Here is a 25449-nt window from a genome sequence, read left to right as displayed (position 1 = left end):
GATCAACCCAGACAAGCACAGCGTAGGCCATATGCCATCGCTGTGGTTGGGTTTTTCATGACAGAAGATCGGCGAAATTGTACAAGTTCAATTTTGTTGCAGGTGCCCATAAAGCTTGGCATACAACCCGCCTTCTGCAATCAGCTGCTGGTGGTCTCCATCCTCTGCCACGTGCCCGCCATCGAACACCAGCACCCGGTCGGCCTGCTTCACTGCCGACAGGCGGTGGGCGATGATCAGGGTGGTGCGGCCGCTGAGAAAACGCGCCAGGGCCTGGTGCAGGTTGTACTCGGTAGCGGCATCCAGGGCCGAGGTCGCTTCGTCGAGGATCACCACCTTGGGCTCGGCCAACACCATGCGGGCAATCGCCAGGCGCTGACGCTGGCCACCGGACAAGCGCACGCCGGAGCGCCCCACCACACTGTCCAGGCCCTGCGGCAAGGCGGCGATAGTGGCATCCAGCTGGGCGATGCGCAGTGCCTGCCAGCAGGCCTCGTCACTGCAATCGCGACCCATGGTCAGGTTGGCGCGCACGCTGTCGTTGAACAGCGACGGGTGCTGCAACACCACCGCGACGTTTTCGCGCAGGGTTTCCAGGCCGATTTCCTGCAGGCTGGCACCGCCGAAGCGGATAGTGCCGGCTTGGGCGCTATAAAGGCCCAGCAACAGTTGCACCAGGGTGCTCTTGCCACCGCCGCTGGCGCCGACGATTGCCACCTTCTCGCCCGGCGCAATGCACAGGTCGAGGTGTTCGAGGACTGGCTCTTCGGCATAGGCAAAGCGCAGGTCACGCACTTCGATGCCGACCGTCTGGCGACCGGCGAACGGGTCGCTGGCGGCCGCGTACTGCGGCTCGTCGGCACGCGCCAGCAGCTCGTTGAGACGGCTCAGCGCACCACCGGCGGCGTAGTAGGCATATTGCAGGTTGAGCAGTTGCTCCACCGGGCCGATCATGAACCACAGGTAGCTGAACACCGCCAGCATCTGGCCGATCGAGAGGTCGGAAAACAGCACGGTGAGCATCGCCGCGGCGCGGAAGATATCGATACCGAACTGGAACAGCAGGCCACTGGCGCGGCCACTGGCGTCGCTTTTCCATTGCGAGTCCACGGCATAGTCGCGCACTTCGCGGGCGCGCAGGCCAAGGCGCCCGAGGAAATAGCCCTGGCGGTTGCCGGCACGGATCTCCTGGATGGCATCGAGGGTTTCCGCCAACGCCTGGGTGAATCGTGCGGTGCTGTCGTTCTCGAGCTTTTTCAGGTGCTTGACGCGCTTGCCCAACTGCACGGTGAAGTAGATGACCAGCGGGTTGAACAGCAGGATCAACAAGGCCAGCTGCCAGTGCATCCAGATCAGGATGGCCGCGGTGCCGGTCAGGGTCAGCATGGCCACCAGGAAGCGGCTGAGGGTTTCGCCGACGAACTTGTCGAGGGTGTCCAGGTCGGTGACCAGGTGGGTGGTCACCGTGCCGCTGCCGAGGCTTTCGTATTCTTTCAGCGAAATGCGCTTCAGCCGCTCGATAAGGCGAATGCGCAGGCGGTAGACGATGTCCTTGGCCAAGCCGGCAAACAACCTGGCCTGGGTCACGTTGAACGCCAGGGCGGCCAGGCGCAGGCACAGGGTCAGCAGCAACATCAGGCCAATGTAGCCGGCCGCCACCTGCCAGCTGGACGGCAGCAGGTGGTTCATCCACTTCAGCGCGGCATCGCCCTGGCCCAGCAGCACTTCGTCCACCAGCAGCGGCAGCAGCAACGGGATGGGCACGCTGCAGCAGGCTGCCAGCACAGCGATGAGGTTGGCGGACCAGAGGTTCTTCTTGTGATGCAGGGCCAGGCGGCGGATTTCCGCCCAGCTCAGTCGATCGGCCGCAGTGTGAGGCTTGCCCGGCACCGGGTCGGGTGACCCAGGCACATCAAGCACAGGTGGCCTGCTGCAGCCAACGGCCGAGCAAGGGTTGCAGGCGTTCCAGCGGCTGGTAGCCGTTGGTCAGCAGGGCCAGCTGGCCATTGCGTTCGGCCAGCAGGGTCGGGAAACCGGCAATGCCCAGGTCCTGGGCCCAACTGAAATCGGCTGCAGTGGCGGCGCGGGTGTCGGCACGGGTGAAGGCCTCGGCGAACACGGCACGGTCGAAGCCTGACTGTTCGGCCAGATCGACCAGATGCGGCGCAACGGTCACGTCCACGCCCTGCTCGTAGAACGAACGCTGGATCAGCGCCAGCAGCGGCCAGACGCGCTCGGCGTCCAGCTCGCGGGCAGTGACCAGGGCCCGACAGGCCGGCTCGGTGTCATAGACGAAGCCGTCGGGCATGGCCCCTTCGAAGCGGAACGGCTGGCCGGTGGCTTCGGCCACCGCCTGCCAATGTTCGAGAATGTACTCGCGGGTGGCGCTGTCCAGGGCGCTGCCACCGGTGCGCAAGCCGCCAGTGACCAGGCGGGTGGGCACGCCTGCTTCACGCGCCTGGGCGATCAGGGCCGCGGCCACGGGTGCGAAGCCCCAGCACCAGGAGCACATCGGGTCCATCACATAGATCAGGCGCGCGGACATGCATCAAGCCTCGGCTTTGTAGTTGTAACCGATCGGGTGCGGCAGGTTGCGGGCCTTGGCCAGCTCGATCTGCTTCTGCCGGTCGATGGCGCTACGCCGGGTCTTCTCGCTCAGGGTGTCCCAGCAATGCGGGCAGCTGACCCCTGGCGAATAGTGCTCGGACGCGCGCTCCTCTGCATTGATCGGATGGCGGCAGGCGTGGCACTGGTCGTATTCGCCCTCGCTCAGGTCATGGCGCACCGTGACCCGGTTGTCAAAGACGAAGCAGTCGCCGTCCCACAGGCTTTCTTCCTGAGGTACTTCCTCGAAGTATTTCAGGATGCCGCCCTTAAGATGATAGACCGCCTCAAAGCCTTCACCGAGCATGTAGCTGGAGGCTTTTTCGCAACGGATGCCACCGGTGCAGAACATGGCAACCTTCTTGTGCTTGCTGGGGTCGAAGTTGGCCTTGATGTAGTCGGGGAACTCACGGAAGGTCTCGGTCTTCGGGTCGATGGCGCCCTTGAAGGTGCCGATGGCCACTTCGTAATCGTTGCGGGTGTCGATCAGCAGCACTTCCGGGTCGCTGATCAGCGCGTTCCAGTCCTTGGGCTCGACGTAGGTGCCGACTGCCTTGTTGGGGTCGACGCCGGGTACGCCGAGGGTGACGATCTCTTTCTTGAGCTTGACCTTGGTACGGTAGAACGGCTGTTCGTCGCAGTACGATTCCTTGTGGTCGACATCGGCCAGGCGCGGGTCGTTGCGCAGCCAGGCCAGCAGGCCGTCGATGCCTTCGCGGGTGGCCGAGACAGTGCCGTTGATACCCTCGTGGGCCAGCAACAGGGTGCCTTTGACGTTGTTGTCGAGCATGGTCTTGAGCAGCGGTTCACGCAGCTCGACGTAGTCTTCCAGGGTGACGAACTTGTACAACGCCGCGACGACGATGGGTTGGGACATGACGCAGAATCTCCAGGTGGTTGCCCTCGTAAGGGGCGGACCGGGTTTGACAGGTGTAACAAAGCATGGGGGCGCCCTGCGCCCCTTTCGCGACACGAGGCCGCGCCTGCAGGAAAGTCACATAACCTGCAGGCGCGGCCTCGTGTCGCAAAAGGGCCGCAAAGCGGCCCCCGGATTTGGCAGGATTCTACCAGAACAACAGAATGGTTTCAGTGCCCGCCGCCCGCGCACACCGGCGAGGCCGGTGCCACGCCGACCTTGGCCCATTCCTCGGCTGTGTAGGTATGGATGGCCAGGGCATGGATCTCGCCCATCAGTTCAGCCATGGTGGCGTAGACCTTCTGGTGGCGCTTGACGCTGTTCAACCCGGCAAACTGCTCGCTGACGATCACTGCCTTGTAGTGGGTCTCCTGACCACGACTGTGCATGTGACTTTCGTTGAGCACTTGCAGGTGTTGCGGCGCCAGGGCGGCCAGCTGCTGTTCGATGCGCTGCTGCATGGTCATCGCGGCGTGCTCACTTCTTCGCCGGGGCGGCGGCCTTGCCGGCGTTCGGGTCCAGTTCCTTGGTCATGTCGTCGAGCAGCTTGTTCACCACCGGCACCGCAGGCTCCAGGCTCTGCTGGGTCAGCTGGGCCGACTGCTGGGTGACCTTGGGCATTTCACGCAGCACTTTCTTGCCCAGCGGCGATTCATAGAACTTGACCAGGTCCTTGAGCTCCTGCTCGGTGAAGGTCTGGGTGTACAGGTCGACCATCTTCGGCTTCAGCTTGTTCCAGCCGATGGCGTTGTCCAGCGCCGCGTTGGCCTTGGCCTGGTAGCTTTCCAGCACCGACTGCTTGGTAGCCGGGGCCTTGGTCTGGGCGAAACGCTGGGCGAACATCTGCTGGACCTGCATGTACACCGGGGTGCCCAGCTTGTCGGCGTTGGCCAGGGTCAGGAATTTCTCGGCAGCAGCATTGTGGCTGGCGGTGGCAGCGAGTACCTGGCCGCTGGCGCAAGCCAGGGCAACGGCGGCACAAAGGACACGGAGACGGGTCATTGCATTTCCTTCAGAAGAGACAGAGGCAGGTACCTCAGAGTAGAGCATTCTGCGCCGTGGTGGCGATGTGCTCAAGTGGCACGACGAGCGACGGAACCGCTCGGTCGAATCAGGGCCTAAACTGCGATTTCGAACTACACAGGAGTGCGTACAGAATGAGCCGTATCGAGACAGACAGCCTGGGCCCGGTCGAAGTTCCTGAGGACGCCTACTGGGGTGCGCAGACCCAGCGTTCGCTGATCAACTTCGCCATTGGCAAGGAACGCATGCCCATCGCGGTGCTGCACGCCCTGGCGCTGATCAAGAAGGCCGCCGCACGCGTCAACGACCGCAATGGCGACTTGCCGGCCGATATCGCCCGGCTGATCGAACAGGCTGCCGACGAGGTGCTGGCTGGCCAGCACGACGACCAGTTCCCGCTGGTGGTGTGGCAGACCGGCAGCGGTACCCAGAGCAACATGAACGTCAACGAGGTGATCGCCGGGCGGGCCAACGAGCTGGCCGGCAAGGGCCGTGGCGGCAAGGTGCCGGTGCACCCCAACGACCACGTCAACCGCTCGCAGAGCTCCAATGACTGCTTCCCCACCGCCATGCACATTGCTGCGGCGCAGGCGGTACACGACAAGCTGCTGCCGGCCATTGCCGAACTGTCCTCGGGGCTGGCCGAGCTGTCGGCGCGTCACCACCAGCTGGTAAAGACCGGCCGCACGCACATGATGGACGCCACGCCGATCACCTTCGGCCAGGAAGTGTCCGCGTTCGTCGCCCAGCTCGACTACGCCCAGCGCGCCATCCGCGCCAGCTTGCCGGCGGTCTGTGAACTGGCCCAGGGCGGCACTGCCGTGGGCACCGGGCTGAATGCCCCGCATGGGTTCGCCGAAGCCATCGCGGCCGAGCTGGCGGCGCTGTCCGGCCTGCCGTTCGTCACCGCACCGAACAAGTTCGCCGCCCTGGCCGGGCATGAGCCGCTGACCAGCCTGGCCGGCGCCTTGAAGACCCTGGCAGTGGCGCTGATGAAGATTGCCAACGACCTGCGCCTGCTGGGTTCCGGCCCACGCGCCGGGTTGGCTGAGGTACGCCTGCCGGCCAACGAACCCGGCAGCTCGATCATGCCGGGCAAGGTCAACCCGACCCAGTGCGAGGCATTGTCGATGCTGGCCTGCCAGGTGCTGGGCAACGACGCGGCGATCGGCTTTGCCGCCAGCCAGGGCCATTTGCAGCTGAACGTGTTCAAGCCGGTGATCATCCACAACCTGTTGCAGTCGATCGAACTGCTGGCCGATGGTTGCCGTAACTTCCAGCAGCACTGCGTGGCGGGTATCGAGCCGGATGCCGAGCAGATGGCGGCACACCTGGAGCGCGGGTTGATGCTGGTAACGGCACTGAACCCGCATATCGGCTATGACAAGGCAGCGGAAATTGCCAAGAAGGCTTACGGCGAGGGCAAGACCTTGCGCGAGGCGGCACTGGAGTTGAAGTACCTGACCAACGAGCAATTCGACCAGTGGGTGCGGCCGGAGAACATGCTGGCCCCAGGAGGAAAAGGCTGACATCCAGACACCGCGCCTCTTGCAGGAGCGGCCTTGCGCAGCCCATCGCGACGCAAGGCCGCGCCTATACAGAGCGCGCGACTTTGCGGAATTTTCGCGCCCGCCAGCTCGCCACCAGTGAAGGCCCCAGCGCCACCAGCGCCGACCCCAGCACCACCGTGACCGCCCCAACGTAACCCAGGGCGTTGATGTCCTCCGCCTGTACGTAGTCAGGCCACAGCAAGGCCGCCAAGGCCACCGCGACAAAGGTGACCAGCGGTGTCAGCGCCAGCGTGGCACTCACCCGCGATGCCTCCCAGTGAGCCAGCGCCTCGGCAAATGCGCCATAGGCCACCAGGGTGTTCAGGCAGCAGGCCAGCAACAGCCAGCCCTGCACCGGGCTCAGCTGCAACGCCTGCAGTGGGTGTACCCATGGCGTGAGCAACGCGGCGCAACCGAGGTAGATCACCATCATGACCTGCTGCGAATTCCACACGGTCAGCAACTGTTTCTGGCTCAGCGCGTAGAACACCCAGATCGTGGTGGCCAGCAGGATGGTCAGTACCCCCGTGGTATAGGTACCCAGCGAAGTCAGCAGCTCTTCAAGGCGCTGGTTGAAGAACAGAGCAAACCCCGCCAGCAGGATCAGCAAGCCCATGCCCTGCCCCAGGCTGAAACGTTCGCGGAACACGAACACGCTGGCCACCAGCAACAGCACCGGGCCGAGCTGCACCACCAGTTGCGCGGTGCCCGGGCTCAGCAGGTTCAGGCCGATCAGGTACAGTACATAGTTGCCCATCAGGCCGAGCACGGCCACCAGCACCAGCCCCTTGCGCCTGGGCGTCAGTTTGCGAAGGGACGGCAGGCGGCGCTGGGCCGTCAGCCAGGCGAACAGCAGGCCACCGGAAACCAGCAGGCGGTACCAGGTGACCGTTATCGGGTCGACCACCTGCAGCACCTGCTTGAGCTTGATCGGCAGGATGCCCCAGAGCAACGCCGTCAGAAGTGCCAGGCACAGGCCATAGCCCCAGCGGCCGGAAGTGGTGTGCATAAAGTCCTCGATCAAGCCCGTGGTGGGGGTGGTTGAATTCTAAAGGCTTGGAGGGCTGGGGCGGGCGCAAGTGCCGAGAAAAGAATTCATCAGGTCATTCTTTTGCGGCATGGCTGGGAAGGCGTGGTAGCGGCTCTGGCCTGTTCGCGGGCGGGACCGCGAAAGGGCCAGAACAGGCAGCAACGATTTCGCTTATTTCTTGTCCTTGGCAAATGCCGCCTCAAGTGCCTGGTTGAGCGTGCGCAACACTTTCACCCGCGCCCAGCGCTTGTCGTTGGCCTCCACCAGCGTCCACGGCGCGATCTCGGTGCTGGTCCGGTCGACCATGTCACCTACCGCCTGCACATAGTCGTCCCACTTTTCGCGGTTGCGCCAGTCATCCTCGGTGATCTTGTAGCGTTTGAACGGGATCTGCTCGCGCTCTTCGAAGCGCGCCAGCTGCGTCTGCTGGTCGATCGCCAGCCAGAACTTGACCACCACCACGCCGGCATTCACCAGCTGTTCCTCGAAATCGTTGATTTCGCTGTAGGCGCGCATCCAGTCGGCCGGGCTGCAGAAGCCTTCCACCCGCTCCACCAGTACCCGGCCATACCAGGAACGGTCGAAGATGGTGAACTTGCCACGCGCCGGAATGTGCCGCCAGAACCGCCACAAGTAAGGCTGCGCGCGCTCTTCTTCAGTGGGTGCGGCAATTGGCACGATGCGGTACTGGCGTGGGTCCAGCGCCGCTGCCACGCGGCGAATGGCACCGCCCTTGCCGGCAGCGTCGTTGCCTTCGAACACCGCCACCAGGGCATGCCGGCGCATGCGCTTGTCGCGCAGCAGGCCAGCCAGGCGCGCCTGCTCGGTGACCAACTGCTCCTGATAGTCGGCCTTGTCCAGGCGCAGGGTCATGTCCAGCGCGCCGAGCAGGCTGCGCTGGTCGAGGCTGCGGCCCAGCGGGGCGACGTTGCCACGGTGCTTGGCCTTGGGGTCGTTGGCCAGGGCTGCCTGCAGGCTTTCCAGGAGAATGCGCCCCACCGCCAGGCTGCGGTAGTTGGGGTCGACACCTTCGATGATATGCCAGGGTGCATAATCGCGGCTGGTGCGGCGTAGCACGCGCTCGCCGAAGCGCACGAAGCGGTCGTAGGTTTCTGACTGCTGCCAGTCCAGCGGGCTGATGCGCCAGCTGTGCAAGGGGTCGTCCTTCAGTGCCTTGAGGCGGGCCTTCATCTGTTTCTTGGACAGGTGGAACCAGAACTTGATGATCAGCGCCCCCTCGTCGCAGAGCATTTCCTCGAGCCGCTCGGCGCCAGTGATGGCCTGGTCCAGCACCGCGTCCTTGAACAGGCCATGCACCCGCCCCTGGAGCATCTGGCTGTACCAGTTGCCGAAGAACACGCCCATCCGCCCCTTCGGTGGCAGCGCCCGCCAGTAGCGCCAGGCCGGAGGCCGGGCCAGCTCCTCGTCGGTTTGCTGGTCGAAGGTGAGCACATCGATCAGCCGCGGGTCCATCCACTCGTTGAGCAGCTTGACTGTCTCGCCCTTGCCGGCGCCTTCGACGCCGTTGATCAGCACGATCACCGGGAAGCGCGCCTGCTGCTTGAGTTCGTACTGGGCTTCGAGCAAGGCCTCGCGCAAAGCGGGCACCTCGGCCTCGTAAGCCTCCTTGTCGATGCTGTGGCCGATTTCGGCAGATTCGAACATGCATTGGCTCCTTCAATGGATAAGCAAGACTAGCGGATTTCATTTATGCCCGCGAAGCGCTCGGCACAGCCTGTGCAAACCGCCCGGATAGCTTAAAATCCGCCCATCCGCTGCAACCGAGCCAACCATGTCCACCCTTCTCCAGCACGCCCAGATCGACTGGGACGACCAGGGCCGCCCTCATTCGCGGCAATATGACGACGTCTATTTCGCGGTCAATGAAGGCGTCGAGGAAACCCGTCATGTCTTCCTCGGGCAAACCCGCCTGGCAGAACGGTTCGCCGCCCTCGCCCCGCACGCCTGCCTGGTGATAGGTGAAACCGGTTTTGGCACCGGCATGAACTTCTACTGCGCCTGGCAGTTGTTCGAGCAACAGGCCGGCGCCGAGGCCCGCCTGCATTTCGTCAGCGTCGAGAAGTACCCGCTCGGCCGTGACGACCTGGCCCGCGCCGTGCGCCTGTGGCCAGAGCTGGCGTCCTACAGCGAACCGCTGCTGGCGCAGTACGTGGCGCTGCACCCAGGTTACCAACAGTTCACCTTTGCCAATGGGCGGGTCACCCTCACCTTGTTGATTGGTGACGTGCTGGAACAGTTGCCGCAACTCGATGCGCAGGTCGATGTGTGGTTCCTCGACGGCTTCGCCCCGGCCAAGAACCCGGACATGTGGACGCCGGCGCTGTTCGCACAGCTGGCGCGGCTGTCGCACCCCGGCACCGTGCTGGGTACGTTCACCACCACCGGCTGGGTACGCCGCAGCCTGGTCGACGCCGGCTTTGCAATGAAGAAGGTGCCGGGCATCGGCAAGAAGTGGGAGGTGATGAACGGCGCCTATGTCGGCGCTGCACCCAGCGCCAGCCCGCCCTGGTATGCCCGCCCGGAGGCCGTAGCGGGGCCACGCGAGGCGCTGGTCATCGGGGCCGGGCTGGCCGGCAGTTGCAGCGCCGCCAGCCTGGCCCGACGTGGCTGGCAGGTGACCGTGCTGGAACGCCACGACGGGCCAGCACGGGAAGCGTCAGGCAACCCGCAAGGGGTGCTCTACCTCAAGCTGTCTGCCCATGGCACAGCACTGTCGCAGCTGATCCTGTCCGGTTTCGGCTACACCCGGCGCCAGCTGGAGCGCCTGCAGCGAGGCCGCGACTGGGATGCCTGTGGCGTGCTGCAACTGGCCTTCGACAGCAAGGAAGCCGAGCGCCAGGGCAAACTGGCAGCGGCCTTCGCCCCTGACCTTTTGCAGCCACTCCAGCGTGATGAAGCCGAAGCCATGGCCGGTGTGGCGTTGCCGGCCGGTGGGCTGTTCTATCCCGAGGGTGGCTGGGTCCACCCGCCGGCGCTGTGTCAGCAGCAGTTACAGCACCCTGGCATTCGCTTGCTGACACACCAGACAGTGCTGGAGTTGCGCAAGGTCGGTGAACAATGGCAGGCCTGGGCCGGCGAACGGCTGCTGGCCAGCGCCCCCGTGGTGGTGCTGGCCGGGGCCGCCGAAGTACGGCGCTTCGAGCCGTGCGCACAGCTGCCGCTCAAGCGCATCCGCGGTCAGATCACCCGCCTGCCGGCCACCGCCGGGAGCCGCGCGCTGCGCACCGTGGTGTGTGCGGAGGGCTATGTGGCGCCACCGCGCGACGATGAACATACCCTGGGCGCGAGCTTCGACTTTCATAGCGAAGACCTGGCGCCGACGGTGGCCGAGCACCAAGGCAACCTGGCGTTGCTGGATGAAATTTCCCCCGACCTGGCCCAGCGCCTGGGCACCGCCGGCCTGGACCCGGCACAGTTGCACGGGCGCGCGGCGTTCCGCTGCACCAGCCCCGACTACCTGCCGATCGTCGGCCCGATGGCCGATGCCCTGGCGTTCAGCGAAGCCTATGCGGTGCTCGGCCGCGATGCGCGGCAGGTGCCCGAGGTGCCCTGCCCGTGGCTGGGTGGCCTGTATGTGAACAGCGGGCATGGCTCGCGGGGCTTGGTTACCGCACCGCTGAGTGGCGAGCTGGTGGCCGCCTGGGTATGCGGCGAGCCGCTGCCGTTGCCGCGGGCAGTGGCGGAGGCTTGTCATCCGAACCGGTTTGCCTTGCGCAGGTTGATTCGAGGCAAATGAGCGGACCGGGGCTGCTGCGCAGCCCATCGCCGGCAAGCCAGCGCTCACAAAGGAAGCGCTGGTATATAACAGATCGATCTAAAACTCTCACAAACCGCACAGGTCAGTTCCTTCAAGTGCCCTAATCCGGGGCACTCCCTCCCCAACGGAAAAACCGGTAAGGACCTATGTGCGGATTAGCAGGAGAGTTGCGTTTCACCCCCATCGACCAAGCCCCTCGCCCAGCCGACCTGGCTGCGGTAGAGCGCATTACCCATCACTTGGCGCCGCGCGGCCCGGATGCCTGGGGCTTCCATAGCCAGGGCCCGATTGCCCTGGGCCACCGGCGCCTGAAAATCATGGACCTGTCCGACGGCTCGGCGCAGCCGATGGTCGACAACACCCTGGGCCTGTCGCTGGCGTTCAACGGCGCCATCTACAACTTCCCCGAACTGCGCCAGGAGTTGCAGGCGCTGGGCTACACCTTCTGGTCCGACGGCGACACCGAGGTGCTGCTCAAGGGCTACCACGCCTGGGGCGCCGCCTTGCTGCCAAAGCTCAACGGCATGTTCGCCCTGGCCATCTGGGAGCGCGACAACCAGCGCTTGTTCCTCGCCCGCGACCGCCTGGGTGTCAAACCCTTGTACCTGTCGCGCAATGGCGAGCGCCTGCGTTTCGCCTCGACCCTGCCAGCACTGCTCAAGGGCGGTGACATCGACCCGGTGCTCGACCCGGTGGCCCTCAACCACTACCTGAACCTCCACGCCGTGGTACCGGCGCCACGCACCCTGCTGGCCAACGTGCAGAAGCTCGAGCCCGGCACCTGGATGCGCGTCGACCGCCACGGCGAAGTGGAACGCCAGACCTGGTGGCAGCTGCACTACGGCGCCACGCCAGACGAGCGCGAGCTGGACCTCGAAGGCTGGACCACCCGCGTGCTCGATGCCACGCGCGAGGCCGTGGCCATTCGCCAACGTGCCGCCGTGGATGTGGGCGTGCTGCTCTCCGGCGGGGTCGATTCCAGCTTGCTGGTCGGCCTGCTGCGCGAAGCAGGTGTGGACGACCTGTCGACCTTCTCCATCGGTTTCGAGGACGCTGGTGGCGAACGCGGCGACGAGTTCCAGTACTCCGACCTGATCGCCCGGCACTACGGCACCCGCCACCACCAGTTGCGCATTGCCGAACACGAAATCATCGAACAACTGCCGGCGGCGTTCCGCGCCATGAGCGAACCGATGGCCAGCCACGACTGCATCGCCTTCTACCTGCTGTCGCGGGAAGTGGCGAAACATTGCAAGGGCGTGCAAAGCGGCCAGGGCGCCGACGAACTGTTTGCCGGCTACCACTGGTACCCACAGGTGGACGGCGCCGAGGACGCCTTCAGCGCCTACCGTGCGGCCTTCTTCGACCGCAGCCACGCCGAATACCGCGACACCGTGCAACCCTCCTGGCTGCTGGAAACCGATGCAGCGGGCGACTTCGTCCGCGAACACTTTGCCCGCCCCGGCGCCGCCGATGCGGTGGACAAGGCCCTGCGCCTGGACAGCACGGTGATGCTGGTGGAAGACCCGGTCAAACGGGTGGACAACATGACCATGGCCTGGGGCCTGGAGGCGCGCACGCCGTTCCTCGACTACCGCCTGGTGGAGCTGTCGGCGCGCATTCCCGCGCGCTTCAAGTTGCCCGACGGTGGCAAGCAGGTACTCAAGCAGGCCGCACGGCGGGTGATCCCGCATGAGGTGATCGACCGCAAGAAGGGCTACTTCCCGGTGCCAGGCCTGAAGCACCTGGAAGGCGCCACCCTTGGCTGGGTACGTGAACTGCTGACCGACCCCAGCCAGGACCGGGGGCTGTTCAACCCGGCCATGCTCGACCGCCTGCTGAACAACCCGCACGGCCAGTTGACCCCGCTGCGCGGCTCCAAGCTGTGGCAACTGGCGGCACTGAACCTGTGGCTGACCGAACAAGGACTCTGATCGATGAAAGCCCACGAAACTGCTTACGGCCAGCGCCTGCTGCGCGGCCAGGCGCCTTCCTACGAGCGCCTGCAGGCACGCCTGGCCGGCGATGGCAGCCAACCCCACGACCAGCCGCGCGCCGTACATTGCGGTTGGGGCCGGCTGCTGATCGGCCACACCTACGCCGACCCGGCCCGGCTGGCCGAGGACCTGCTCGGCGAGTGCCCGGGCGAACGCGACATCGCGCTGTATGTGGCTGCGCCACAGCAGGTGCTGGCCCATGCGCCACAGCAGCTGTTTCTCGACCCGTCCGACACCCTGCGCCTGTGGTTCACCGATTACCGCCCGGCGCAGCGGGTGTTCCGCGGCTTCCGCGTACGCCGGGCGCAGAACCCCGGTGACTGGCAGGCCATCAACACCTTGTACCAGGCGCGCGGCATGTTGCCGGTCGTCCCCGAGCTGCTCACCCCCCTTGACCAGGGTGGCCCGGTCTACTGGCTGGCCGAGGACGAAGACAGCGGCGCGATCATCGGCAGCGTCATGGGCCTGAACCACGCCAAGGCATTCGACGACCCCGAGCACGGCAGCAGCCTGTGGTGCCTGGCGGTGGATCCGCACTGCACCCGCCCCGGTGTCGGCGAAGTGCTGGTACGCCACCTGATCGAGCATTTCATGAGCCGCGGCCTGGCCTACCTGGACCTGTCGGTGCTGCACGACAACCGCCAGGCCAAGCGCCTGTACCAGAAACTAGGGTTTCGCAACCTGCCGACCTTTGCGGTCAAGCGCAAGAACGGCATCAACGAGCAGCTGTTTCTCGGCCCCGGACCGCAGGCAGACCTCAACCCCTATGCCCGCATCATCGTCGACGAAGCGCTGCGCCGGGGTATCGAGGTGCAGGTAGATGACGCCGCTGCCGGGCTGTTCACCCTCAGCCTCGGCGGGCGCCGCATTCGCTGCCGGGAATCGCTGAGCGACCTGACCAGCGCCGTCACCATGACCCTGTGCCAGGACAAGCGCCTGACCCGGCAGGCCCTGCATAACGCCGGGCTCAAGGTGCCGGCACAGCAGCTGGCCGGCAACGCCGACGACAACCTGGCGTTTCTCGACGAGCACGCCGCGGTGGTGGTCAAGCCGGTCGATGGCGAGCAGGGCCAAGGTGTCGCGGTCAACCTCACCACGATCGAGGACATCACCCGCGCCGTCGAGCATGCGCGCCAGTACGACAGCCGCGTATTGCTGGAAAGCTTCCATGCCGGGCATGACCTGCGCATCGTGGTCATCGGTTATGAAGTGGTGGCCGCCGCCATTCGCCACCCGGCGCAGGTGGTGGGTGACGGCAAGCACAGCATTCGCCAGCTGATCGAGGCGCAGAGCCGCCGTCGCCAGGCGGCGACTGGCGGCGAAAGCAAGATTCCGCTCGATGAAGAGACCGAACGCACCCTCGGCGCGGCGGGCCATGGCTACGACGATGTGCTGCCACCAGGGCAGCATTTGAACGTGCGGCGCACCGCCAACCTGCACACCGGCGGCACCCTGGAAGACGTGACCGAACGCCTGCACCCGGCGCTGGCCGAGGCCGCCGTACGGGCAGCGCGGGCGCTGGAGATCCCGGTGGTGGGGCTGGATTTCATGGTGCGCGATGCCGGGCAGCCGGAGTACGTGATCATCGAAGCCAACGAGCGGGCCGGGTTGGCCAACCACGAGCCGCAGCCGACCGCCGAGCGTTTCATCGACCTGCTGTTTCCGCATAGCCGGCCTTTGGCGTGAACCCGTGCCGGCCTCTTCGGCTAAGCCGCGAAAAGGCCGGCACAGCAGTAAAGGAGTCCGACCATGTCCGAGCGACATCCCGAACCCGATCTCGACTACCTCAAACGCGTCCTCCTTGAGATGCTCGCCATCCCCAGCCCCACCGGTTTCACCGACACCATCGTGCGCTACGTGGCCGAACGCCTGGAGGAGCTGGGCATTCCCTTCGAGCTGACCCGCCGCGGCACCATCCGTGCCACCCTCAAGGGCCGGCAAAGCTCGCCGGACCGCGCCGTGTCCGCCCACCTGGACACCATCGGCGCCAGCGTCCGGCAATTGCTCGACAATGGCCGCCTGGCCCTGGCGCCGGTGGGCTGCTGGTCCAGCCGCTTCGCCGAAGGCAGCCGGGTCAGCGTGTTCACCGACACCGGCGTGTTCCGGGGCAGCGTGCTGCCGCTGATGGCCAGCGGGCACGCCTTCAACACCGCCATCGACCAGATGCCGATCAGCTGGGAGCATGTGGAAGTGCGCCTGGACGCCTACTGCGCCACCCGCGCCGATTGCGAGGCGCTGGGTGTGAGCATCGGTGACTTCGTCGCCTTCGACCCGTTGCCCGAATTCACCGAAAGCGGCCATATCAGCGCCCGCCACCTGGATGACAAGGCCGGCGTGGCGGCATTGTTGGCGGCACTGAAGGCCGTGGTGGAAAGCGGCCGTCAGCCACTGATCGACTGCCATCCATTGTTCACCATTACCGAGGAGACCGGTTCGGGTGCCGCCGGTGCCCTGCCCTGGGATGTCAGCGAATTCGTCGGTATCGACATTGCCCCGGTGGCGCCCGGCCAGGCCTCCAGCGAACATGCGGTGAGCGTGGCCATGCAGGACTCATCGGGGCCTTATGACTACCACCTGTCGCGACACCTGCTGAAACTGGCTGGCGACCATGACTTGCCGGTGCGCCGCGACCTGTTCCGTTATTACTTCAGCGATGCCCATTCGGCGGTCACGGCAGGCCACGACATTCGCACCGCACTGGTGGCGTTCGGTTGCGATGCCACGCATGGCTACGAACGCACCCACATCGATAGCCTGGCGGCGCTGAGCCGGTTGCTGTCGGCGTACCTGTTGAGCCCGCCGGTATTTGCCAGCGATTCGCAGCCGGCCAATGCGTCCCTGGAGCGCTTCAGCCACCAGCTGGAACACGATGCGCAAATGGAGAGCGAGACACGGGTACCCGCGGTGGATAGCCTGGTCGGTCACAAGGGTTGAAGGCCCGGGGGCTGCCCTGCAGCCCATCGCGGCGCCAAAATGCCGAATGTTTCGCGTAGCATGCCCGCACCCACACCCTAGGCAACGCCCATCATGCTGATCCCTTACGACCAACTGCAAGCCGAAACCCTGACCCGTCTGATCGAAGACTTCGTCACCCGCGACGGCACCGACAACGGCGACGATACCCCGCTGGAAACCCGCGTGCTGCGGGTGCGTCAGGCCTTGGCCAAAGGCCAGGCGTTCATCCTGTTCGACCCGGAGAGCCAGCAGTGCCAGTTGCTGGCCAGGCATGATGTGCCACGCGAGCTGCTCGACTAGCAGGCCTGGCCCGTTCGCGGGCAAGCTCACTCACACGACGTGGCGCTGCCCCGGGCCCGCTTGTGGGGGTGGGTTTACCGGCGAACTGGCCAGGGCAGGCGCCATCAGGCCTTGCTTTGCCTGGCCTCCTTGATGCGCTTGTACACTTCGGCCCGATGCACCGGCACCTCGCGCGGTGCGTCCACGCCAAAGCGCACCACCCCATCGCGCGCTTCCACCACCATGAGCCGAATGTCATCGCCGATCATGATGACCTCCCCCACCTCGCGTCCTATTACCAACATGCTCCAGTCCTCCAGCGAAAGGGAAAACCGGAGCCTGCCTTGCGGACATCTGGCTACTCAATAGTTCCACTGCGATTCAGAAGCCCCCTACATATCGAAGTAATTTGTCTTACAGACCAATCATCGTGAATGGGCCTTGGCACGCATTTTCATTGCCATGTCGGCCATCTCGTCATACAGCCGCTCGGGCGCCTGGCGTTTCAGTTGCCAGGCCTGGCGCCCGGCTTCGTGGGGCAGGATCAGGAATTCGCCGGCGGCAACCTGCCGGTGGATGTAGTCGGCGATTTCCGCCGCATTGATCGGCGATCCCTCCAACAGCTTGCCCACCTGCGCCTTCATCGCCGGGTTCGGCCCGCGGAACGAATCCAGCAGGTTGGTCTGGAAGAACGACGGGCATACCACATGCACCGCCACCTCGAGCTGGCGCAGCTCCACCAGCAGGCTCTCCGACAAGGCCAGCACGCCGGCCTTGGCCACGTTGTAGTTGCTCATGCCCGGGCCCTGCATCAGCGCTGCCATCGAGGCGATGTTGATGATGCGCCCCTTGCTGCGTTCCAGCAGCGGCAGGAACGCCTTGCAGCCCTTGACCACCCCCATCAGGTTGATCGCGAGTTGCCAGTCCCAGTCTTCCAGCGACAATTCGGCGAAGAACCCGCCCGCGGCGACACCGGCGTTGTTGACGATCACATCGATGCCGCCGAACTGCTCGCTGCAGGCCTGCGCCAGGGCGGTGAGCTGGCTGTAGTCACGCACGTCGCAGCGCTGGACGAAGCCGTCGCCGCCGGCCTCGCGCACGCCTTCCAGGGTGTCGCGCAGGCCGCCTTCGTTGACGTCGGCCAACGCCAGGCGCCAGCCCTCGCGCGCCCAGCGCAGGGCGATCTCGCGACCGAGGCCGGACCCGGCGCCGGTGATCATGATGCGGTTTTGCATGGTGGCTGGCCTTGTTTGCATGAAGAGTGACTGGAGTCTAAACAAGGGCCTGGGTAACGGCAGGGTTCATCAGGGTAGTGAATGGGGCAGCATGCGTCCGTGCCAGCACTGTCGGTACACGAATGGAATCTTTCCCAAGCGGCGTCGGTCCCAATTTACAAGAGGCCAGCAGTCCGAGGCCCTTGACCCCCAACCACGCAAGGACTCCGTCATGACCACGATTCTGATCATCATCCTGATTCTGCTGTTGATTGGTGGCTTACCGGTCTTCCCACATTCACGCAGCTGGGGCTACGGCCCGTCCGGCATCATCGGCGTGGTGCTGGTGATCCTGCTGGTGTTGTTGCTGCTAGGCATGATCTAGCGCCACAGACAAGAAAAAACCGCGCCGAAGCGCGGTTTTTTCATTGCAGTGAAGATCAGTGCGATACCGCGCCCGATGCCCCCAGGCCGGTCTGCGAACGCACGAACTGCGGGAAGAACAGCGCACGTTCGTCTTCAGCAGCCTTGGACTTGTCGGTGATCGAGAAGAACCAGATACCGACGAAGGCGATCAGCATCGAGAACAGTGCCGGATACTCGTACGGGTAGACCGGCTTCTCGTGGCCGAGAATCTGTACCCAGATGGTCGGGCCGAGGATCATCAGCGTCACTGCACTGACCAGGCCCAGCCAGCCGCCGATCATGGCGCCACGGGTGGTCAGCTTCTTCCAGTACATCGAGAGCAGCAGTACCGGGAAGTTGCAGCTGGCGGCGATGGAGAACGCCAGGCCGACCATGAAGGCGATGTTCTGCTTCTCGAACAGGATGCCCAGGCCGATCGCCAGTACGCCGAGGGCGACGGTGGTGATCTTCGACACGCGGATCTCGTCCTTGTCGTTGGCCTTGCCCTTGCGCCATACGCTGGCGTACAGGTCGTGGGAGACCGCCGAGGCACCGGCGAGGGTGAGGCCGGCAACCACCGCCAGGATGGTGGCGAAGGCCACTGCCGAGATGAAGCCGAGGAACACGCTGCCACCCACGGCATTGGCCAGGTGCACCGCTGCCATGTTGTTGCCACCCAGCAGGGCGCCAGCGGCGTCCTTGAAGTCCGGGTTGGTGCTGACCAGCAGGATGGCGCCAAAGCCGATGATGAAGGTCAGGATGTAGAAGTAGCCAATGAAACCGGTGGCATACAGCACGCTCTTGCGCGCTTCCTTGGCGTCGCCGACGGTGAAGAAGCGCATCAGGATATGCGGCAGGCCGGCGGTACCGAACATCAGTGCCAGGCCCAGCGAGAAGGCCGAGATCGGGTCCTTGACCAGGCCGCCCGGGCTCATGATCGCTTCGCCCTTGGCGTGCACCTTGATCGCTTCGGAGAACAGCGTGTTGAAGTCGAAGCCCACATGCTTCATCACCATCAGCGCCATGAAGCTGGCCCCGGACAGCAGCAGCACGGCCTTGATGATCTGTACCCAGGTGGTGGCCAGCATGCCGCCGAACAGTACATACAGGCACATCAGGATACCGACCAGGATCACCGCCACGTGGTAGTCCAGGCCGAACAGCAGCTCGATCAGCTTGCCGGCACCGACCATCTGCGCGATCAGGTAGAACGCTACCACCACCAGCGAACCGGAGGCCGACAGGGTGCGGATCTCCTTCTGCCCGAGGCGGTACGAGGCCACGTCGGCAAAGGTGTACTTGCCCAGGTTGCGCAGGCGTTCGGCGATCAGGAAGAGGATGATCGGCCAGCCCACCAGGAAGCCGATCGAGTAGATCAGGCCGTCGTAGCCGGAAGTGAACACCAGCGCGGAAATGCCCAGGAACGAGGCCGCCGACATGTAGTCACCGGCAATTGCCAGGCCATTCTGGAAACCTGTGATCTTGCCGCCTGCGGCGTAGTAGTCGGAAGCCGACTTGTTGCGCTTGGAAGCCCAGTAGGTAATGCCGAGGGTAAAGGCGACAAAGGCCACGAACATGGCGATGGCGGAAACGTTCAGCGGTTGTTTCTGCACCTCGCCGGTCAGGGCATCGGCGGCCCACACGGCGGGTGCGAAGGCACCGCAGGCCAGTACGGCCAGGGTTTTGGCATGTCGAATCATTGTTGCGCCTCCTTCAGGATGGCCTTGTTCAGCTCATCGAACTCGCCATTGGCGCGGCGCACGTAGATGGCGGTCAGCACGAATGCCGAGACGATCAGGCCGACGCCCAGGGGAATGCCCCAGGTAATCGAGGAGTCCGGGCTGAGCTTGGTACCCAGGATCTGCGGACCGTAGGCGATCAGGAGGATGAAGGCGCAGTACAGGCCGAGCATGATCGCCGAGAGAATCCAGGCGAACCGTTCGCGCTTGGTGACCAGCTCCTTGAAACGGGGGCTGTTTTGTATCGAGAGGTAAATGCTGTCGTTCATTGTTTTTGTCCTAGCAGCACAGATAGGGGAGAACCCACGACCCCTACTTTATGCGGCTGTCGGACGCCAACCAGACGACCTTAGTCTTAGATGCAACGGTGTTTTACCAGTTGCGTAACAAAGTGAAGGCCCATGTGAAGGCCCATTCGCGGGCACGCCCGCCCCCACAGGATTTTCGCTGCCCTTGAAGTCGGTGCAGTTCCTGTGGGAGCGGGCGTGCCCGCGAAGCAGCAAAACTGGCCCTGACGGGTTGTTACTTGCCGGTCCACTCCTTCACGCGCTCAGGGTGCTTGGCCACCCAGTCCTTGGCCGCCGCTTCAGGCTTGGCCCCTTCCTGGATCGCCAGCATCACCTCGCCAATCTCGTCCTTCGACTGCCAGCTGAACTTCTTCAGGAACTCCGCCACTTCCGGCGCCTTGCTCGCCAGCTCCTTGCTGCCGATGCTGTTCACGGTTTCAGCAGCGCCATACACGCCTTTCGGGTCTTCGAGGAACTTCAACTTCCACTTGGCGAACATCCAGTGCGGTACCCAGCCGGTCACCGCGATCGACTGCTGCTTGTTGTAGGCACGGCCCAGTTCTGCCGTCATCGCCGCACCGGAGCTGGCCTGCAGCTTGTAGCCGGTCAGGTCGTAGTCCTTGATGGCCTGCTCGGTTTTCAGCATCACACCGGAGCCGGCGTCGATGCCGACGATCTTCTGCTTGAAGGTATCGTCGGTCTTGAGGTCGGCGATGCTCACCGCCTTGACGTACTCGGGGACGATCAGGCCGATCTTGGCGTCCTTGAAGTTCGGGCCGTAATCGACCACGTTGTCCTTGTTCTTGGCCCAGTATTCGCCATGGGTCACCGGCAACCAGGCCGACAACATGGCATCGAGCTTGCCGGTGGCCACGCCCTGCCACATGATCCCGGTGGCCACAGCCTGCAGCTTCACGTCATAGCCGAGCTTCTGCTTGATCACTTCGGCGGCCACGTTGGTGGTTGCCACGCTGTCGGCCCAACCATCCACGTAACCAATGCTTACTTCTTTTGCCATTGCCTGTGCAGCGCTCATGGCCATCACCAGGGCGGTGCCCACACCCAGGAAACGTCGCATTTTTCTCAAAGCAGCCATCAAAGCATCCCCTCGTCAGGTCTAGGAGATTGCATCATCTTCCTGCCACACCGGGCGACCTGCTCCACGTGCGACCTGTACCCGCCCATATGCGACAGCACTATGCCATTAGCGCCATCCTCCAGTGCCGACCTGCGCGATCCTTGCATGCCAAAGGTTTGGCGCCGGGCTACTATCTACCCTTTTGCGCCTGACGATGGACCGCCCGATGCTCCGTTCTGCCCACCTGCTGCCGTTGTACCTGCTTGCCTGCCTGCTCGCCCTGGCCGGGCTGGGAGGGCTCTGGTACGGGCTCGGCAAGCCGGCACAGCTGCCCGACGCCGCCAGCCCGACGCACAAGCTGCAATGCGCCTCCTACACACCGTTCGACCAGGACCAGTCGCCCTACGACCGCCCGTTCCGCCTGCGCCCGGCACGCATGGACGCCGACCTGGCGTTGCTCGCCGAGCGATTCCAGTGCATCCGCACCTATTCCCAGACCGGTCTTGAGGCGATTCCGGCACTGGCCCGCAAACATGGGCTGAAGCTGATGCTGGGCGCCTGGGTCAACGCCCACCCGGCCGACACCGAGAAGGAAATCGAGCTGCTGATCGCCGCCGCCAACGCCAACCCCGACGTGGTCAGCGCGGTGATCGTCGGCAACGAGACGCTGCTGCGCAAAGAGGTAACCGGCGCCCAGCTGGCCAAGTTGATCACCCGGGTGAAAAGCCAGGTGCAGGTACCGGTGACCTACGCCGATGTCTGGGAGTTCTGGCTGCAGCACCCGCAAGTGGCGCCGGCAGTGGACTTCCTGACCATCCACCTGCTGCCGTACTGGGAAGATGACCCGCGCGGCATCGATCAAGCCCTGGCCCATGTCGCCGATGTGCGGCGGGTGTTCGGCACGCGCTTCGCGCCCAAGGACATCCTGATCGGCGAAACCGGCTGGCCCAGCGAAGGCCGCCAGCGCGAGACGGCGGTGCCGAGCCGGGTCAACGAGGCGCGTTTCCTTCGCGGCTTCGTCGCCATGGCGGAAAGCAACGGTTGGCGCTACAACCTGATCGAGGCGTTCGACCAGCCATGGAAGCGCGCCAACGAAGGGGCAGTCGGCGGTTACTGGGGGCTTTACGATGCCGAGCGGCAGGACAAGGGCGTGCTCGAAGGGCCGGTGAGCAACTTGCCGCACTGGCCGCAGTGGTGGCTGGCCAGCGCCCTGCTGGCGGCATTCATGCTGATATTGGCCGGGCGCCCCGCCACCCCCAGCGCAGCCCTGCTGCTACCGCTGCTGGCGGCATTTGGCGCGGGTTGCCTGGGGCTTTGGGGCGAGCTGATGCGCACCCATGCGCGGTTTGCCGGTGAATGGCTGTGGGCGCTGTTGCTGGCGGGGCTGAACCTGCTGGTACTGGCCCATGCCATGCTGGCGCTGGCACGGCGGGCGGGCTGGCGCGAGCGGCTGTGCGCCTGGCTGCAGGCACGCGCGGGCTGGCTGTTGCTGGCAGCCGGCTTTGCCGCCGCGGTGAGCCAGTTGGCAATGGTGTTCGACCCACGCTATCGCAGCTTCCCCAGCGCAGCGCTGGCCTTGCCGGCGCTGGTGTTTGCGCTGTGGCCGGTACCGGCGCGGCGGGCGGAAGTGGCGTTGCTGGCGCTCCTCGTGGGTGCCGGGGTGGCGCCGCAGTTGTTCGTGGAGGGGCTGGAGAACCAGCAGGCCTGGCTGTGGGCGCTGGTCTGTGTGCTGATGACGGCGGCGTTGTGGCGGAGCTTGCGGATTACGCGCAAGGCCTGAAAACAACTATTGCTGTAGGTGCGGCCTTGTGTCGCGATGGGCCGCAAAGCGGCCCCGGGATCTCGACTACGACTCAAGATTGCCGGGGCTGCTGCGCAGCCCATCGCGACACAAGGCCGCTCCTACAGGGACGGCGTAGCCCCAGCGTTTCGCACCAACCGCAACCCCGCCAGCACCAGCGCAAACGTTGCAATGCTGGCGGTATACAGCACCAGCGCCGGCACCGCGAAGACCAGCCCGAGCAGCGCCAGCCACCAGCCACGACGGCCGCCGATGACCTGCGCCAGCAGCGCCAGCCCCAGCCCGCCCCAGGCCAGCACCTGATGATGAATGCCCAGCCCCAGCAACGACCGCACCTCACATTGCCAATAAGTCGCCGGCGCCGTGCACAGCCCTACCCACTGCGCGTCCTCCATCAGCCCATAGCGCACGCCATAACTGGCAGCAAGCCACAGCCCCAGAAACAGCACAAGCAGCGCAGGCGGCAGCGAACGAGACATCCAGTTCTCCAATAGCGGTAATCGAAAGCATCCATGATCGCTGATGACTTGTTGTAAGGCAAAATCACAACCCTGCAGCTATGTTGCAGATAACAAGTACACAAAAGGCCACCACGCCTGGCAACTTTGCCCGGCCCGCTGTGGTCCTAGCCTGCACACTGCTCGACCTTGCGTTCTTTTGGGGGATTACATGCTTCGATCTTTGCGCCTCGCTGCCTTGCTCGGCGGCCTGCTCATGGCGGTGGCCGCTTCGGCGCGAGATATCGACGCCGCGAGTTATGGCTACCCCTTGACCAACCCGTTCGAGGCCACCATTGCCACGACGCCGCCGGAGCAGCGCCCCACCCTGCCCGGCGATGACGAAATCAACCAGTCCGACTACAGCCTCAACCTGCGCCCGGAGCGAGAGTTCAGCCTGCCCGACAACTTCTGGGCGGTGAAAAAACTCAAGTACCGCCTGGCCCGTCAGGACCGCCAGGCACCGTTGATCTTCATCATCGCTGGCACGGGCGCCCCTTATAGCAGCAGCATCAACGAATACCTGAAAAAGCTGTTCTACCAGGCCGGCTTCCATGTGGTGCAGCTGTCGTCACCTACCAGCTACGACTTCATGAGCGCTGCCTCACGCTTCGCCACTCCCGGCGTCAGCCAGGAAGATGCCGAGGACATGTACCGGGTGATGCAGGCGGTGCGTGCGCAGCACCCGCGCCTGCCGGTCAGCGACTTCTATCTCACCGGCTACAGCCTGGGGGCACTGGATGCCGCCTTTGTCAGCCACCTGGATGAAACCCGCCGCAGCTTCAATTTCAAGCGCGTGCTGCTGCTGAACCCGCCGGTCAACCTGTACACCTCGATCAACAACCTCGACAAGCTGGTGCAAACCCAGGTCAAGGGCATCGACCGCAGTACCACGTTCTATGAGTTGATGCTGGCCAAGCTGACCCGCTACTTCCAGGACAAAGGCTACATCGACCTCAATGAAGCCCTGCTGTACGACTTCCAGCAGTCGCGCCAGCACCTGTCCAACGAACAGATGGCCATGCTGATCGGCACGTCGTTCCGCTTCTCCGCAGCCGACATCGCCTTCACCTCGGACCTGATCAACCGCCGCGGCCTGATCATTCCGCCGAAGTTCCCGATCACCGAGGGCAGCAGCCTCACGCCGTTCTTCAAACGCGCCCTGCAGTGCGACTTCGACTGCTACATGACCGAGCAGGTCATCCCCATGTGGCGCGCCCGCACCGATGGCAACAGCATTCTGCAGCTGGTCAACCAGGTCAGCCTGTATGCCCTGGAAGACTACCTGCGCGGCAGCGACAAGATCGCCGTGATGCACAACGCCGACGACGTCATCCTCGGCCCGGGCGACATCGGTTTCCTGCGCAAGGTGTTTGGCGACCGCCTGACCCTTTACCCCCACGGCGGCCATTGCGGCAACCTCAATTACCGCGTCAACAGTGACGCCATGCTGGAGTTCTTCCGTGGTTAACAAACTCCTCTTCGCCACTGCCCTGTTCGCCGCCGGCCACGCCCTGGCTGCCGAAACCGCCCCGCGTGCCAGCGTGATCGAGGCCGACCCGCAGGTCACCAGCGCGCCGCTGACGCCGGAGGCCGACGGCTTCCTCGACCCGTTGCGCGAGTTGAAATTCAACCCGGGGCTGGACCAGCGTGAGTTCGAACGCTCGACCCTGGAAGCGCTGAACGTGTACGACCCGCTGGAGTCGATCAACCGCCGCATCTACCACTTCAACTACCGCCTCGACCAATGGGTGCTGCTGCCGCTGGTCAGCGGTTACCAGTACGTCACGCCGCGCTTCGTGCGCACCGGCGTGAGCAACTTCTTCAACAACCTGGGCGATGTGCCGAACCTGTTCAACAGCGTGCTGCAGCTCAAGGCCAAGCGCTCGGCGGAGATCACCGCGCGGCTGATGTTCAACACCATCATTGGTGTCGGTGGGCTATGGGACCCGGCGACCAAGATGGGCCTGCCGCGCCAGAGCGAAGACTTTGGCCAGACCCTGGGCTTCTATGGCGTGCCGGACGGCCCGTACCTGATGCTGCCGGTGCTGGGCCCGTCGAACCTGCGCGACACCACCGGGCTGGTGGTGGACTACGCGGGCGAGCAGGCGGTCAACTACCTGAACGTGGCCGAAGCCAGCAGCGACCACCCGGAAATCTTTGCCTTGCGCGTGGTGGACAAGCGCTATACCACCAACTTCCGCTATGGCCAGCTGAACTCGCCGTTCGAGTATGAAAAGGTCCGCTATGTGTATACCCAGGCGCGCAAGCTGCAGATAGCCGAATAAAAGCTGTC

Annotated in this window: 23 protein-coding genes; 10 read left to right on the top strand and 13 right to left on the bottom strand. The window is 64.5% G+C overall.

What is annotated here, in order from left to right:
• Positions 1 to 87 precede the first annotated feature (87 nt).
• From ACLEJP_RS08915 to ACLEJP_RS08895, 5 genes are all read right to left on the bottom strand, one after another.
• Positions 88 to 1920: an ABC transporter ATP-binding protein gene (locus ACLEJP_RS08915; protein ID WP_440805630.1), complete on the bottom strand. Its 1833-nt coding sequence runs from the start codon at positions 1918 to 1920 to the stop codon at positions 88 to 90.
• Positions 1913 to 2545, bottom strand: coding sequence for a DsbA family protein (locus ACLEJP_RS08910; RefSeq protein ID WP_440805628.1), 633 nt, complete (start codon positions 2543 to 2545; stop codon positions 1913 to 1915). Before ACLEJP_RS08910 ends, ACLEJP_RS08915 begins: the two co-directional genes overlap by 8 nt.
• A gap of 3 nt (positions 2546 to 2548) precedes the next feature.
• Entirely contained in the window at positions 2549 to 3481 is a 933-nt protein-coding gene (trhO, locus tag ACLEJP_RS08905; RefSeq protein WP_225776762.1) for an oxygen-dependent tRNA uridine(34) hydroxylase TrhO, read from the bottom strand.
• A gap of 209 nt (positions 3482 to 3690) precedes the next feature.
• On the bottom strand, positions 3691 to 3987 hold the full coding sequence (locus ACLEJP_RS08900) for a BolA family protein (RefSeq protein ID WP_225776761.1): 297 nt from the start codon (positions 3985 to 3987) through the stop codon (positions 3691 to 3693).
• 10 nt (positions 3988 to 3997) lie between these two features.
• The gene (locus ACLEJP_RS08895; protein ID WP_225776760.1) at positions 3998 to 4522 is read right to left on the bottom strand and encodes a DUF2059 domain-containing protein; all 525 of its coding nucleotides are present in this window, start codon (positions 4520 to 4522) and stop codon (positions 3998 to 4000) included.
• 155 nt (positions 4523 to 4677) lie between these two features.
• On the opposite strand from ACLEJP_RS08895, the gene ACLEJP_RS08890 reads away from it, so the two are divergent.
• Positions 4678 to 6072 (top strand): class II fumarate hydratase, encoded by a 1395-nt coding sequence (locus tag ACLEJP_RS08890; RefSeq protein WP_225776759.1) that lies wholly within the window; start codon positions 4678 to 4680, stop codon positions 6070 to 6072.
• Positions 6073 to 6136: 64 nt separating this feature from the next.
• Here ACLEJP_RS08890 and ACLEJP_RS08885 read toward each other — a convergent pair whose 3' ends face one another.
• Both ACLEJP_RS08885 and pap read right to left on the bottom strand, forming a co-directional pair.
• A complete protein-coding gene (locus ACLEJP_RS08885; RefSeq protein ID WP_440805626.1) occupies positions 6137 to 7102 on the bottom strand; it encodes a DMT family transporter in 966 nt (321 codons plus the stop codon).
• A 192-nt stretch (positions 7103 to 7294) separates the two neighbouring features.
• Positions 7295 to 8788: a polyphosphate:AMP phosphotransferase gene (gene pap / locus ACLEJP_RS08880; protein WP_440805625.1), complete on the bottom strand. Its 1494-nt coding sequence runs from the start codon at positions 8786 to 8788 to the stop codon at positions 7295 to 7297.
• Between the two features lie 127 nt (positions 8789 to 8915).
• Between pap and mnmC the strand changes: the two genes are divergently transcribed.
• The 5 genes from mnmC (at position 8916) to ACLEJP_RS08855 (ending at position 16153) form a co-directional block, all read left to right on the top strand.
• Positions 8916 to 10880 carry a bifunctional tRNA (5-methylaminomethyl-2-thiouridine)(34)-methyltransferase MnmD/FAD-dependent 5-carboxymethylaminomethyl-2-thiouridine(34) oxidoreductase MnmC gene (gene mnmC / locus ACLEJP_RS08875; protein WP_440805623.1) on the top strand — a complete coding sequence of 655 codons (1965 nt, stop codon included), beginning with the start codon at positions 8916 to 8918 and terminating at the stop codon, positions 10878 to 10880.
• Between the two features lie 167 nt (positions 10881 to 11047).
• The gene (locus ACLEJP_RS08870; RefSeq protein WP_440805621.1) at positions 11048 to 12835 is read left to right on the top strand and encodes an N-acetylglutaminylglutamine amidotransferase; all 1788 of its coding nucleotides are present in this window, start codon (positions 11048 to 11050) and stop codon (positions 12833 to 12835) included.
• Positions 12836 to 12838: 3 nt separating this feature from the next.
• Positions 12839 to 14584, top strand: coding sequence for an N-acetylglutaminylglutamine synthetase (gene ngg, locus ACLEJP_RS08865; protein ID WP_440805619.1), 1746 nt, complete (start codon positions 12839 to 12841; stop codon positions 14582 to 14584).
• Positions 14585 to 14647: 63 nt separating this feature from the next.
• Complete coding sequence (locus ACLEJP_RS08860) at positions 14648 to 15832, top strand: osmoprotectant NAGGN system M42 family peptidase (protein ID WP_225776753.1); 1185 nt, start codon at positions 14648 to 14650, stop codon at positions 15830 to 15832.
• Positions 15833 to 15925: 93 nt separating this feature from the next.
• Positions 15926 to 16153 (top strand): YheU family protein, encoded by a 228-nt coding sequence (locus tag ACLEJP_RS08855; protein WP_051099660.1) that lies wholly within the window; start codon positions 15926 to 15928, stop codon positions 16151 to 16153.
• 104 nt (positions 16154 to 16257) lie between these two features.
• On the opposite strand, the gene csrA is transcribed toward ACLEJP_RS08855, so the two are convergent.
• Positions 16258 to 16437: a carbon storage regulator CsrA gene (gene csrA, locus ACLEJP_RS08850; RefSeq protein ID WP_440805618.1), complete on the bottom strand. Its 180-nt coding sequence runs from the start codon at positions 16435 to 16437 to the stop codon at positions 16258 to 16260.
• Positions 16438 to 16557: 120 nt separating this feature from the next.
• Complete coding sequence (locus ACLEJP_RS08845; protein ID WP_440805615.1) at positions 16558 to 17367, bottom strand: SDR family oxidoreductase; 810 nt, start codon at positions 17365 to 17367, stop codon at positions 16558 to 16560.
• A 211-nt stretch (positions 17368 to 17578) separates the two neighbouring features.
• Here ACLEJP_RS08845 and ACLEJP_RS08840 point away from each other — a divergent pair, with 211 nt between their 5' ends.
• Positions 17579 to 17731: a DUF3309 family protein gene (locus ACLEJP_RS08840; protein WP_003252624.1), complete on the top strand. Its 153-nt coding sequence runs from the start codon at positions 17579 to 17581 to the stop codon at positions 17729 to 17731.
• A 55-nt stretch (positions 17732 to 17786) separates the two neighbouring features.
• On the opposite strand, the gene ACLEJP_RS08835 is transcribed toward ACLEJP_RS08840, so the two are convergent.
• The 3 genes from ACLEJP_RS08835 to ACLEJP_RS08825 form a co-directional block, all read right to left on the bottom strand.
• On the bottom strand, positions 17787 to 19451 hold the full coding sequence (locus tag ACLEJP_RS08835) for a cation acetate symporter (RefSeq protein WP_440805613.1): 1665 nt from the start codon (positions 19449 to 19451) through the stop codon (positions 17787 to 17789).
• A complete protein-coding gene (locus ACLEJP_RS08830; protein WP_170028782.1) occupies positions 19448 to 19759 on the bottom strand; it encodes a DUF485 domain-containing protein in 312 nt (103 codons plus the stop codon). Before ACLEJP_RS08830 ends, ACLEJP_RS08835 begins: the two co-directional genes overlap by 4 nt.
• A gap of 253 nt (positions 19760 to 20012) precedes the next feature.
• Positions 20013 to 20873 (bottom strand): glycine betaine ABC transporter substrate-binding protein, encoded by an 861-nt coding sequence (locus tag ACLEJP_RS08825; protein WP_225776749.1) that lies wholly within the window; start codon positions 20871 to 20873, stop codon positions 20013 to 20015.
• 196 nt (positions 20874 to 21069) lie between these two features.
• On the opposite strand from ACLEJP_RS08825, the gene ACLEJP_RS08820 reads away from it, so the two are divergent.
• A complete protein-coding gene (locus tag ACLEJP_RS08820) occupies positions 21070 to 22635 on the top strand; it encodes a glycoside hydrolase family 17 protein (protein ID WP_440805610.1) in 1566 nt (521 codons plus the stop codon).
• A 122-nt stretch (positions 22636 to 22757) separates the two neighbouring features.
• Here the strand turns inward: ACLEJP_RS08820 and ACLEJP_RS08815 are convergent, their stop codons facing one another.
• Positions 22758 to 23135 (bottom strand): hypothetical protein, encoded by a 378-nt coding sequence (locus ACLEJP_RS08815; protein WP_440805608.1) that lies wholly within the window; start codon positions 23133 to 23135, stop codon positions 22758 to 22760.
• A 190-nt stretch (positions 23136 to 23325) separates the two neighbouring features.
• Here ACLEJP_RS08815 and ACLEJP_RS08810 point away from each other — a divergent pair, with 190 nt between their 5' ends.
• Both ACLEJP_RS08810 and ACLEJP_RS08805 read left to right on the top strand, forming a co-directional pair.
• A complete protein-coding gene (locus tag ACLEJP_RS08810) occupies positions 23326 to 24624 on the top strand; it encodes a serine/threonine protein kinase (RefSeq protein WP_440805605.1) in 1299 nt (432 codons plus the stop codon).
• A complete protein-coding gene (locus ACLEJP_RS08805) occupies positions 24617 to 25441 on the top strand; it encodes an MlaA family lipoprotein (protein WP_225776745.1) in 825 nt (274 codons plus the stop codon). Before ACLEJP_RS08810 ends, ACLEJP_RS08805 begins: the two co-directional genes overlap by 8 nt.
• Positions 25442 to 25449 lie beyond the last annotated feature (8 nt).

Source organism: Pseudomonas sp. SMV7 (genome assembly GCF_052041995.1).
GTDB lineage: Bacteria > Pseudomonadota > Gammaproteobacteria > Pseudomonadales > Pseudomonadaceae > Aquipseudomonas.
Note: the sequence above shows the minus strand (reverse complement) of the source record. Positions and strands in the feature narration are given on the sequence as shown.